The sequence below is a fragment of the Providencia sp. PROV116 genome, assembly GCF_028482485.1.
Taxonomy (GTDB): Bacteria; Pseudomonadota; Gammaproteobacteria; order Enterobacterales; family Enterobacteriaceae; genus Providencia; species Providencia rettgeri.
Map to the genome: position 1 here is coordinate 173822 of NZ_JAMPQO010000005.1, position 11288 is coordinate 185109.

Annotated in this window: 11 protein-coding genes; 7 read left to right on the top strand and 4 right to left on the bottom strand. The window is 41.2% G+C overall.

The genetic code is table 11. The annotated features are described in order from the left end of the window. Positions 1-135: 135 nt before the first annotated feature. Positions 136-888 carry a molybdopterin-synthase adenylyltransferase MoeB gene (gene moeB, locus PSE72_RS05045; RefSeq protein ID WP_198641797.1) on the bottom strand — a complete coding sequence of 251 codons (753 nt, stop codon included), beginning with the start codon at positions 886-888 and terminating at the stop codon, positions 136-138. Between the two features lie 5 nt (positions 889-893). After that, the gene (moeA, locus tag PSE72_RS05050; RefSeq protein ID WP_115167699.1) at positions 894-2135 is read right to left on the bottom strand and encodes a molybdopterin molybdotransferase MoeA; all 1242 of its coding nucleotides are present in this window, start codon (positions 2133-2135) and stop codon (positions 894-896) included. A 447-nt stretch (positions 2136-2582) separates the two neighbouring features. Between moeA and folE the strand changes: the two genes are divergently transcribed. Then, positions 2583-3242 carry a GTP cyclohydrolase I FolE gene (folE, locus tag PSE72_RS05055; protein ID WP_004256561.1) on the top strand — a complete coding sequence of 220 codons (660 nt, stop codon included), beginning with the start codon at positions 2583-2585 and terminating at the stop codon, positions 3240-3242. A gap of 3 nt (positions 3243-3245) precedes the next feature. Then, positions 3246-4391, top strand: coding sequence for a DUF418 domain-containing protein YeiB (yeiB, locus tag PSE72_RS05060; protein ID WP_217007780.1), 1146 nt, complete (start codon positions 3246-3248; stop codon positions 4389-4391). Positions 4392-4411: 20 nt separating this feature from the next. Here the strand turns inward: yeiB and sanA are convergent, their stop codons facing one another. Then, positions 4412-5116: an outer membrane permeability protein SanA gene (gene sanA / locus PSE72_RS05065; RefSeq protein WP_115167698.1), complete on the bottom strand. Its 705-nt coding sequence runs from the start codon at positions 5114-5116 to the stop codon at positions 4412-4414. 369 nt (positions 5117-5485) lie between these two features. On the opposite strand from sanA, the gene PSE72_RS05070 reads away from it, so the two are divergent. The 5 genes from PSE72_RS05070 to PSE72_RS05090 all read left to right on the top strand — a co-directional run bounded on the left by PSE72_RS05070 (position 5486) and on the right by PSE72_RS05090 (position 10331). Further along, complete coding sequence (locus tag PSE72_RS05070; RefSeq protein WP_109910986.1) at positions 5486-6181, top strand: sugar-binding protein; 696 nt, start codon at positions 5486-5488, stop codon at positions 6179-6181. A 168-nt stretch (positions 6182-6349) separates the two neighbouring features. Next, positions 6350-7270 carry an N-acetylmuramic acid 6-phosphate etherase gene (gene murQ / locus PSE72_RS05075; protein ID WP_198641799.1) on the top strand — a complete coding sequence of 307 codons (921 nt, stop codon included), beginning with the start codon at positions 6350-6352 and terminating at the stop codon, positions 7268-7270. A 56-nt stretch (positions 7271-7326) separates the two neighbouring features. After that, entirely contained in the window at positions 7327-8688 is a 1362-nt protein-coding gene (locus PSE72_RS05080) for a PTS transporter subunit EIIC (protein ID WP_004909226.1), read from the top strand. Positions 8689-8703: 15 nt separating this feature from the next. Next, complete coding sequence (locus tag PSE72_RS05085) at positions 8704-9549, top strand: MurR/RpiR family transcriptional regulator (RefSeq protein WP_004909230.1); 846 nt, start codon at positions 8704-8706, stop codon at positions 9547-9549. Beyond that, positions 9549-10331 (top strand): sulfite exporter TauE/SafE family protein, encoded by a 783-nt coding sequence (locus tag PSE72_RS05090; RefSeq protein WP_004909234.1) that lies wholly within the window; start codon positions 9549-9551, stop codon positions 10329-10331. Before PSE72_RS05085 ends, PSE72_RS05090 begins: the two co-directional genes overlap by 1 nt. 64 nt (positions 10332-10395) lie before the next feature. Here the strand turns inward: PSE72_RS05090 and PSE72_RS05095 are convergent, their stop codons facing one another. After that, on the bottom strand, positions 10396-11277 hold the full coding sequence (locus PSE72_RS05095; protein ID WP_115167697.1) for a rhomboid family intramembrane serine protease: 882 nt from the start codon (positions 11275-11277) through the stop codon (positions 10396-10398). Between the last annotated feature and the right edge of the window lie 11 nt (positions 11278-11288).

The following is an 11288-nucleotide window of genomic DNA, read 5'->3' on the forward strand; positions in this document are numbered from 1 at the left end:
GATAGTATAAGGTGAAAGGGCAATTAAATTATTTTTTCGGATTATTCTTAATTTTGGTGTGATGAAAATGGTGAAAAGGCGAGAAAAGTCTCGCCTGAATGATGAGAAAAGCCAACTTGCTCGAAAATATAGCCTTTAGCCTTTAGCGCAGACTTCACAATGCGGGTCTTTGCTAAGTTTAAATTGACGGAAATCCATAGTCATTGCATCAAATAGCAATACTTTTCCTGAATTAACCTTCCCATAATTAGCTAATAATTTAATTGCTTCCATCGCTTCTAGCGTACCAATAGTCCCGACTAAAGGGGACATGACCCCAGCTTCAACGCAAGTTAAGTTATTGTCACCAAATAAACGGCTTAAACAGTGATAGCAAGGAGTACTTTCTTCATAAGTGAAAACAGATAATTGTCCTTCCATGCGGATAGCTGCACCTGAAACCAATGGTTTTTTATGCGGTAAACACAACCGGTTGAGCTGTTCACGAATGGCGACGTTATCAGTGCAATCTAAGATCACATCATGATGTGTGATTAATTCATCAAGTTGTGCATCATCTAGCTGTGCATTGACGGTATCAATTTGGATATGTGGGTTAATGGCTGCAAGCTGTGTTTTTGCTGAATCAACTTTTGGCATATCAATGGTCGCATCACGATGCAACACTTGCCGTTGTAAGTTAGATAATGACACGGTGTCGAAATCCACCAATGTCAGGTGACCGACACCTGCTGCGGCAAGGTATTGAGTGGCAGCGCAGCCTAAACCACCAAGGCCAATAACCAGCACTTTGCCAGCTTTAAGCTTTTCCTGCCCATCGAAATCAAACCCACGGAGGATAATTTGGCGGTTGTACCGCAACATTTCCGGATCGCTAAGCTCTTGCACAGTTATTATTCACTTTTTAATAAATAGTTAAACATTTCGACTTCAACCATTTCACCCGCCTCAACACGGCCACGTTCTCTTTCAAGGACAATAAAGCAGTTAGCTAAACTAAATGAACTAAACACGTGTGAGCCTTGGTGACCCGTCGTGGCGACTTGCAATTGTCCTTGTTCATTAGCGCTTAGAATTCCTCGTTGAAAATCTAAACGACCAGGGCTTTTCTTCAACGCGGTGGTAACCGGAACTTTGAAGCGTAGCGGGGCACGCCATTGGCTGTGTCCTGAAAGGCGTGCAATCAGTGGTTGAACCAATTGGTAGAAGGTGAGTGCGGCAGAAACAGGGTTCCCCGGTAGCCCACAAAACCAAGCGTCACTTAACTTACCAAATGCAAAGGGTTTTCCTGGTTTAATGGCTAACTTCCAAAAACCAATCGTGCCTAATTCATCCAAAATTTGTTTAGTATAGTCAGCTTCACCCACGGAAACGCCGCCACTACTGATGACCAAATCAGCGTGTTGGTTAGCTTCGATAAAGGTTTGTTTGAGTTTTTCTGGCGAGTCCGGTATCACACCTAGATCAAGTACTTCGCAGTTAAGTTTTTCAAGCATCAGGCGAACGGTGAAACGGTTAGTATCATAAATTTGCCCATCTGCTAAAGGAAGGCCAACGGCTTGTAGCTCATCGCCCGTTGAAAAAACGGCAACTTTAAGGCGACGATATACGGTGACATCTGCAATCCCTAGTGAAGCAATTAACGGCAGTTGGGCTGTTGTGAGTAACGTTCCTGCTGGGAACACTGCATTGCCTTGGGCAATATCTTCCCCTGCTTTACGAACGTTACTACCTTGTTTAATAGGTTGGGTAAATACAATACCTTGGCTCGTTTGCTCTGTAGACTCTTGCATCACAACCGTATCCACACCTTGTGGGATTGGGGCGCCCGTCATAATACGCACGCAGCAACCTGCTTTTAATTCGCCTTCCATTGGGTTGCCGGCAAATGATTTACCTGCCACTGGCATTGGTGTTTCCCCATCCCAATCGGCAAAACGTAAGCCATAGCCATCCATAGCAGAATTATCAAATGGTGGGACATTGATAGGGGAAATCAGGTCTGTCGCAATGATGCGCTGTGCAGAGGAGGTCAATGGAATGATTTCGGTATCTGTGACGGTTTTTGTTTGAGATAGTAATTTTTCCAATGCAACATCTAGAGAAATCAAATCGTTAGTATGACACTGATCCATAAATAATGACCCTCATTATCGTTATCTGCCTTGAGGCTTAAAATGTGTTCGTAATGCATATTATGGCAGAAATCCATTAGTGGGTGAATGAATAGAAATTGATTACAGATAGCTTTTAGTGAGATTTAGTCAATCAGCTGGTATTAGCACAGAGAAAATTATGCACAAAATAACAAAACTGTTGCTGCTATAATCATGTTAAATATTCTAGGCACTTTATATTTATCTTTCAAAATTAATGTATCAATAAAAAATGTGCTATTAATCACCGTATATAAGGTGTAAAACCTTTTAAAGAATAGATTGACAGGGTGAATGAATTGCATGAATAAATGCAAATATTTCACGGTAATTATCCATGTTGTACTGGATTATCTGTACCTGCTGTTTTAGAGTACCGCACACCTGCATTTTATAAAAATAGTTATACCATTTGTGGAGGATCACATGTCATCTCTGAGTAAAGAGGCCGAATTAGTTCATGCCGCACTGGAGGCAAGAGGCTTAGAAACGCCTTTGCGTATCCAGCCAAAATCAGGCGACGAACGCAAGAAACTGATTGAAGGGCACATGACAGAGATCATGACGCTGCTGAATTTGGATTTAACCGATGACAGTTTAGCTGATACCCCTCGTCGCATCGCAAAAATGTATGTTGATGAAATTTTTTCAGGGCTAGATTACGCGAACTTTCCAAAAATCACTCTGATTGAAAATAAAATGAAAGTGGATGAAATGGTCACCGTGCGTGATATTACGCTAACAAGCACCTGTGAACACCACTTTGTTACGATCGATGGAAAAGCAACGGTTGCCTATATTCCAAAAGATAAAGTTATTGGTTTATCGAAAATTAACCGGATTGTGCAATTTTTTTCACAACGCCCACAAGTGCAAGAGCGTTTAACACAGCAAATTTTGGTTGCTTTGCAAACATTACTGGGAACTACGAATGTGGCTGTTTGCATAGATGCCGTGCATTATTGCGTGAAAGCACGTGGTATTCGTGACGCGACAAGTGCAACAACAACAACGTCATTAGGCGGATTGTTTAAATCAAGCCAAAACACACGGCAAGAATTTTTACGTGCAGTTCGCCATTTATAATTTATGACAACAACGACACCGTCAAGTCGTATTGACGCGCTTGACGCCGTCCGTGGTATAGCGATTTTAGGTATTCTTTTAATGAATATCTTTGCTTTTGCTTTACCACAAGCGGCGTATTTAAACCCTTATTACACCAATACAACACCCGAGTCAGAGGCTTACCTCTGGGGTGTTTTCAATGTCCTTTTTCAAGGTAAAGTTCTCGCTATTTTTTCCATCCTTTTTGGGGCAACTCTCGTGTTGTTGCAGCCTCGTTCTCTTCGTTGGAATCAGTGCCGTTTATTTGTTTTAGCTCTGTTCGGGATGATTCATGGGGTTGGCTTTTGGGACGGTGATATTCTTTTGGCCTATGCATTAACGGGCTTGTTGGTAACCTATTTGCTTAATCAATATGATGATGGTTTTTTATTGAAAATAGCATTGTCACTATATTTGATTGGGCTAGTCATCTTGCTCGTGTTGGGAAGTGGTGTAGATCCCTCAGGTTTTTGGCAAACCTCGGATAAGCAATTAGCATTTGAATATACTATACATACCTCTGGGGGAATGGATGGTGTGTATTATCGAGCATCAGAGATGCTCAAGATGGTTGAAATGCTAGTTATCCAATATGGCTGGCAATTATCTGCGTTGATGATTATTGGCGCGTTGTTAATGAAAAATGGTTGGTTACGAGGGCAATTCACCGCTCAACATTATCGCAAAATAGCCTGCATATTTATCTTGCCATCGTTATTGATTCAAATAGTTTCGCTATACACACAAAGCCAATTCAATTGGAGCTATTTTTCAACATCAATTATTGGTTATATTATTAATGAGCTAGTTATTCCATTTCAATCTTTAGGATATATAGCTCTGGTGTATGGCTTTTGGGGAATAGTGGTAAACAACAAAGTCATTCATGGACTGCAATATGTGGGTCGTATGGCGTTGAGTAACTATATTTTGCAAACGCTAATTTGTACCACACTGTTTTACCACTTAGGCTATTTTGGGCAATTTACACGGGTTGAATTACTTGTTTTGGTTCCCGTTATTTGGGGGGTAAATTTATTGTTTTCTTATTATTGGTTAATGTTTTTTAGGCAGGGGCCTCTTGAATGGTGTTGGCGCAAATTGACCGGAAAGTTAATAAGTAGATGAAGGTTCATCTACTTATAGGTCTAATTCAATTTATTGACTTCATCCGGTGAAACAGCCGGATAGCCTTTAATTCCTGCAGGCATTTTAATGGGAGCAGGGATAGATTCTTGCTCACCTAAAAATTTAGGTTCGCGTTTTAAAATATATAAATCGGCCAGAGCTCCTAGCCGTGCAAACACTTCTCGTATTCTCACTTTATACATCCCAGAAGGTGTCGGAACTGCTAAACATTGTGCATCAATACCTTTATGTTTGGCGATAAAGACTGCTCGTTCACAATGAAAACGCTGGGTAATAATCGTAAAATTATCTGTATCAAACACTTTTTTAGTGCGCACCACTGAGTCTAATGTCCTAAAGCCAGCGAAATCGAGCACAATTTTAGAGGCTGGAACCCCTTCTTTAATTAAATCTTTGCGCATGTTAATTGGCTCATTGTAATTATGTGCGCCATTATCACCACTAAGAAGTAAATACTTAACTTTTCCACTGTGGTATGCCTCAGCTGCGCCTTTAATACGATAGGTATAGTAGAGGTTATTAACGCCAGAGGCATAATATTTGGATGTGCCAAGTACCATCCCGACATCGCGCGCAGGCAATTTTTCTACATCTTCATAGATATAGGGGGCGGTATCCCAGCTTATCCAGCGATCAAGCAACATTATGGTCGTAAATGCGATCCCTGCAAGAATAATAAGACCAAAAAACAGACGTTTCCTCATGTCCTAGCCTTGATAATAAAGAGTCATAATTTAGAAATTGTTAGCCTCAATAGGCCAGTATCTCTAGGCTACTTGACTTAAATTAGTGACGCAAGTCGCGCAACGTAAAATCATGTCAATGTCTACATTACAATCGGGGGTTAACTAATATTAAGCCTATTAATTGAATCAAAATTAATCAGACATTGGATGAAAAAGATAAATCACATTCTCATCAAAGAGTGAGCAGCTTCACATCATGATAGTTTTTATAGAATGAAGCTATATATTATGAAATTTTAATTCTATATTTTTAGTTGATTGTGAAATATTGTTTCTTTAATGGTTTTTTGTGAATAACAGATTTTTAATCAGGAAAGTGAGGAAAGTATGAAACTAACGACATTATTAGCCACAAGTGCTGTACTTGTTACAGCAAGTGTGGCGGCGAAAGAATACCAAATCAATCATACCGATCAGTTAAAATCACTCAATGATGCGACAAAAAGTACGGAAGTCTGGGAAAAAGCAGAAGTATTAACCGATTTTACTTACCCATGGGAAAAGGAAGCGGCTCCTAAAACAGATTTTCGTGCCCTGTGGAGTGATGACACATTATATTTCCGATTTATTGCAGATGATAAAGATATTCAGCTAGGTGATAACTCAGATAAAGACCAGGCGGTGTTAGATTCTGACCGAGTTGAACTCTTTTTCGCGACTAGTCCTGAATTAAAACCGTATTACACGGCGGAAATGGACCCGAAAGGGCGTACTTTCGATGCAAAAGCTAATTATTATCGTGAAGTTGACCCAAGTTGGAACTGGGAAACATTACAAACGGTGGGTGAAATAACGCCAAATGGTTATGTATTAACAGGAAAAATTGATTTAGATGAATTTACTAAACTCGATTTATGGCAAGATGCGGACAAACAGACACTAATGTGTGCCATTTTGCGCGGAGAGTTTAGTGCAGGTGAGCCAAAGCAAGTGCGTAAATGGATTAGCTGGATCAAACCTGATTCCGTTAAACCTGATTTTCACATCCCATCAGCCTTCGGAACCTGCAAGTTCGTAAAATAGCGTTATCGCCGGTGGCTTTCGTCACCGGTAGCTTTTCAATACAAACGTAATATTGTGAGAAAGATCATAACCTGCAATTAAGTTGTATGAAATCGCAGTGATTTAAATTGAAATAAAAATTCATTTAATGTATTTTTTAATGAAATTAAATTTCATGAGGGCGTTTGAATGTCTCTAGCCGAAAATACTCTGAGTGACTGTCTACACAATGAATTCAATCAGGAAACGCAACAGTTTTCACGTTTGGATACACTCTCTATGGTGAACGTTATTAACCAAGAAGATAGTACGGTTGCAGGTGCTATTCAGGCCGTTCTACCTGCGATTGCCCAAGTGGTTGATGCTGTTGCTGAGTGCTTAAAGCAAGGTGGACGCTTGTTTTACATTGGGGCGGGTACCAGTGGCAGGCTAGCTGTATTAGACAGTGCAGAATGCCCACCAACATTTGGTACTTCGCCTGAAATGGTACAGTCGATTATTGCGGGTGGCCAAGATGCAATGTTAAAAGCGGTTGAAAATATTGAGGATTCAGCGGAATCAGCGATTGATGAGCTTAAAAAGCGCCAGCTTTGTGCAAAAGATGTCGTGGTGGGGATTGCTGCCAGTGGACGTACACCATTTACTTTAGCAGGTATTGAATACGCCAATGAAATCGGTGCGTTAACGGTGGCTATTACCACGCGAGGCTGGGGATTAGTCAGTGATGTCGCAAAATTAGCTATTGCACCCGATGTTGGTCCTGAAGTGTTATCGGGTTCAACTCGCATGAAAAGCGGTACTGCACAAAAAATGATTTTAGGCATGCTAAGTACCTGTGTAATGGGGCGATTAGGTCGTATTCATACTAATTTAATGGTTGATGTCGTTGCCAGTAATATCAAATTACTGCGCCGCGCAGAACGGATTGTTAGTGAAGTCTGCGGTATTGATGAACACACCGCGGCAGGGTTATTGGCACAAGTGGATTATCATCCACGACGCGCAATTTTAATGCATGAGCTACAGATTAATGCACAGCAAGCAACGGATATCGTTCAACAGCATCCAAACACCACCTTGGACAGCATGTTAGCAATCACCGTTAAGTAATGGGATAGCGTGATGAAGAGCGGGTTTACTGGCTCAGTCAACATCAGGGGAATCATATGGCTAATAAGATAGAACATCTGGAAGTACTCGCCAGAGAAATAGAAAAATATGCGGGCGGCTTTGAGAACGTGGCAACATTAACTCACTGTATGACGCGTATCCGTTTAGTTTTAAAAGATAACAGTAAATTCGATGCTGAAGCTTTGAAACAAATTGAGGGTGTAAAAGGCGTTATTTTCAATGGTGAGCAACAACAAGTGATTGTTGGAATGGGAACCGCAGCGAAAGTCTTTTCGGTGATGAACAAACGCATGCAAGGTAGTACCTCTGCAACAACGGAAAGTGCAGCACCAGCAGAGAAAAAAGCATTTTCCATACGACGTATGCTAAATACGTTGGCCGCCATTTTTGTTCCAACCATTCCTGCACTGATTGGTTGTGGTTTGATTATGGGGCTGATCAATATTGTGCGTTTAGTGGCACCAGGCGTTGTTGAACAATTCCCTGAATTATTTAAGTTATTAAAATTGATTGGTAGTGCAGTCTTTGTTTATCTTTCAATTATGATTGGGGTGAATACTGCGAAAGAGCTTGGTGCATCTACCTCAATTGGTGCGGTCATGGCTGGATTACTTTCAATGCCAGGTTTAGCGGATATCACCTTATTTGGCTCGAAGTTAGTCCCGGGTAGTGGGGGAATTTTTGCAGTGCTTATGGTGGTCGTTTTCTCTTCTAAATTTGAAGTGTGGTTTAGAAGTATCATTAAAGAAAGCTTAGACCTCATCGTGACGCCATTTGTGACCATTTTAGTCTCAGCGATGGTGGCAATTGTAGTGTTCCAACCTGCAGGGCATTACTTAAATCAAATTTTAGCGCAAGGTGTTTCTGTCGCTTTATTAAATAGTGGCGGTGGTGCCGTGGCGACTGGCGGTATCTTGGGGGGAAGCTTCTTATTTTTATTACTAACGGGTTTACATCAAGGTTTGATCCCAATTCACGCTGAAATTTTACAAACTTTTGGTCTGAATTACTTGTTCCCAATTTTAGCTATGGGGGGAATGGGGCAAGTGGGTTCATGTTTCTGGGTTTATTTAAAAACCAAAAACCAACGCTTGAAGAAAACATTAGTCGGTGCGTTACCTGTGGGTATTTTTGGTGTCGGTGAACCACTTTTATTTGGTGTGTCATTACCATTAGGTAAACCATTCATTGCAGGTTGTATTGGTGGCGCAGCTGGCGGCGCATTAATGGCGTTCTTCCATGTCGGGATCATCATTCCATTTGGTACTGCCGGGTTATCATTAATTCCATTAGTGGGTGATGGCCAAATATTGGATTTCTTAATTGCTGTTGCAGGTGCATGGATTGTCGGGTTCATTGCCAGTATGATAATAGGCTTCACTGATCCAGAAAAATAATTAGAAGGAAAAGCCATGTCGACACTGACGGTAAAACTGGAAAGCTTGCAGACACGCGGTAAAGGCACAGAACAACGTATTGCCACCTTTTTGCTGGATAACCGCGAAAGTCTTATCGCGATGAATGCAGCGGAGTTGGCGCAGGCGGCTGGGGTAAGTAGTGCATCTGTTATCCGCTTTTCACGTCAAATGGGGTACCGTGGCTATCCTGAATTTAAAGTCGATTATTTGTCGGATGAGAAACAACACAAAGCCGAAAGCCTATACGGTAATCTGAGTCGCCACGATGATACTTCTCAGATTATCGCTAAAACGGGGCACATGTTTATTTCGGCTATTGAAAAATCACTGGATCTGCTTGAACCACCAGTTGTGGATACGATTGCGCAAAAAATGTACCAGGCCAAACGTATTGTGCTGTTTGGTGTCGGGTCTTCAGCTATTGTTGCCAGTGATATTTTCCATAAATTAATTCGCATTAATAAACATGCACTGTTTAGTTATGATTTGCATGTTCAGCTAAGTTACTCGGCAAATTTGGGGCCAGAAGACCTTGCTATTGCGGTAACGGCACGCGGAAATACTCAAGAAATCAATAGTATGCTTCGTTCTGCAAAAGAAACCGGATGCCCGACAGTCGCACTGACGCGTTTTGGCCAAGATGAAGCGATGAAGTTAGCGGACTTCGCCTTGCCTTATTTTTATGATGAGCAACACTCCCAATTAGGCATCATCACCCCCCAAGTGTTACAGATGATTACTTTCGATACATTATTTTTTAAATACCTCACGTTAGCAGATAGTGATGCAAATGAAGCATTACAAAAAGGGCGACGAGCACTGATACAAGGCAAGAGTTAATGATTGTAACGGAGTTAGCGATAGGTGCACTGATTGGGCTGATTATTAGCACAACGGGTGTCGGTGGTGGTGTGATTGTATTACCGATACTGACCTATTTTTTTGGGCTAAATGCATTAGCGGCAGTAGCCACTGCCAATTTTCTTTCGATGTTAATGAAGGTTTCTTCTTCTTATATGCATTTTCGACTAGGCAATATTCCCTTTAAAGGGGCAATGATTGTGTTAGCGATTATGTTACCGAGCACCTTTCTCTCTAGTTTGTTTGTGACATGGCTGGGGGGGTTACCGGGGTATGAAAAACAAGTTGAGTGGGGGATTAATCTCTTAGTGGCTGCTGCCATTATTTTTTCGCTCTATTTATTTATTCAGCGAATGTTTTTTGTTTCGATCATCAAACAAGAAACGGCGAAAGGGGACCAGCTAAAATCCATGGCTGTGCCAGCTATCTTGGCGGGTGTTGTACTTGGTGCAACGGGTGTTGGTGGTGGGGTGGTTGTTCTCCCTATGTTATTGCGCTATATGCAACTAAATATTAAGCAAGCAATTGGCACATCGATTTTTGTAACAACCGTGTTATCCGGTTCCTCTGCTTTAGCTTATGCGCAAGATGGCTATACGGATTTAAAATTGGCGCTGATATTGTGTGCAGGGGCATTGATTGTGATGCCACTGGCTAAATATTTACTGATCCGTTTATCTGAACGCACCTTTCAATACATTACATTGTTATTAATTACCTGTAGTGCAGTAATGATGACAATGAATTTATTCACCTTCTAGGGTCATGAGTCCTATTATTGATGTTGTTAATAATAGGACTGACTCTTCACTAAAAACGGTGTGTTTATCGCTGATTAAGCTCTTTTGTCATTTCTTGGTAAATAAATTGGCGCTCATAGTTTAGGTCTTCGTCTTGTAAGGAAGAAAACTGGCTGAGTGTAATAGTGAGTAAGGCGGCGGCTATAAGTACAATTAAGCCACTAGACAGCAGTTTTGCTCGAGCTGTTGCATGGGGGGCAAGTACAAAAGCGCCACTGATAACCGCACCGAGTATTGCGCCACCAATATGAGCTGCGTTATCAATACCTGACTGCAAACCATTGATAAGAGTTAACGCAATCATCCCAATAATATTATATAGCGGGCGTTTTAATTGGTTTCGTTCTTCAAGAGAAAGGTTGGGGTGATTAATTCTTTTTAATAAATCAATGACAGAAGCCGCAGCTAACCCCATAATGGCACCAGATGCACCAATGCCAACAGTAATATACACTGTGTTATCAGGTAAATATAAACTGTTCCATGCATTCATTGATGCTCGACTTGCTGTTTCCTTAATGGCTTCGCTATATTGCCAATAAGCACTAAAAAATGCGGCGCCAATACCTGAAAATAGGTATATCGCGAGCATTCTAAATTTTCCATAGGTACGTTCGCATTCAATCCCAATAACAAACAAGGCCAATGTATTTAAAGCAAGGTGCATACCACCTGAGTGCAATACCATACTGACTGGATAACGCCACCAATCCCCCGTTAATGAAAGTTGGTAAACATTGGCACCAAATAACAATAAGTTATTTTCTTGGGAATCGAGTGGGGCGGCATAATTGAGCTGGTAAAAATAAATAACAATATTCAGTACTGCAATAAAAAGCGTTAGGGCTATTGCCCATAGGGAAAACTTAGGTTTCTGTGGAATAGCAGTATTGAGGTCGCCAGTCATGTAAATGTCCT

Excerpts from the sequence above, each read along its gene's own strand:
- moeA (WP_115167699.1), bottom strand. The coding sequence starts at position 2,135 with ATGGATCAGTGTCATACTAACGATTTGATTTCTCTAGATGTTGCATTG.
- folE (WP_004256561.1), top strand. The coding sequence starts at position 2,583 with ATGTCATCTCTGAGTAAAGAGGCCGAATTAGTTCATGCCGCACTGGAG.
- yeiB (WP_217007780.1), top strand. The coding sequence starts at position 3,246 with ATGACAACAACGACACCGTCAAGTCGTATTGACGCGCTTGACGCCGTC.
- sanA (WP_115167698.1), bottom strand. The coding sequence starts at position 5,116 with ATGAGGAAACGTCTGTTTTTTGGTCTTATTATTCTTGCAGGGATCGCA.
- PSE72_RS05070 (WP_109910986.1), top strand. The coding sequence starts at position 5,486 with ATGAAACTAACGACATTATTAGCCACAAGTGCTGTACTTGTTACAGCA.
- murQ (WP_198641799.1), top strand. The coding sequence starts at position 6,350 with ATGTCTCTAGCCGAAAATACTCTGAGTGACTGTCTACACAATGAATTC.
- PSE72_RS05080 (WP_004909226.1), top strand. The coding sequence starts at position 7,327 with ATGGCTAATAAGATAGAACATCTGGAAGTACTCGCCAGAGAAATAGAA.
- PSE72_RS05085 (WP_004909230.1), top strand. The coding sequence starts at position 8,704 with ATGTCGACACTGACGGTAAAACTGGAAAGCTTGCAGACACGCGGTAAA.
- PSE72_RS05090 (WP_004909234.1), top strand. The coding sequence starts at position 9,549 with ATGATTGTAACGGAGTTAGCGATAGGTGCACTGATTGGGCTGATTATT.
- PSE72_RS05095 (WP_115167697.1), bottom strand. The coding sequence starts at position 11,277 with ATGACTGGCGACCTCAATACTGCTATTCCACAGAAACCTAAGTTTTCC.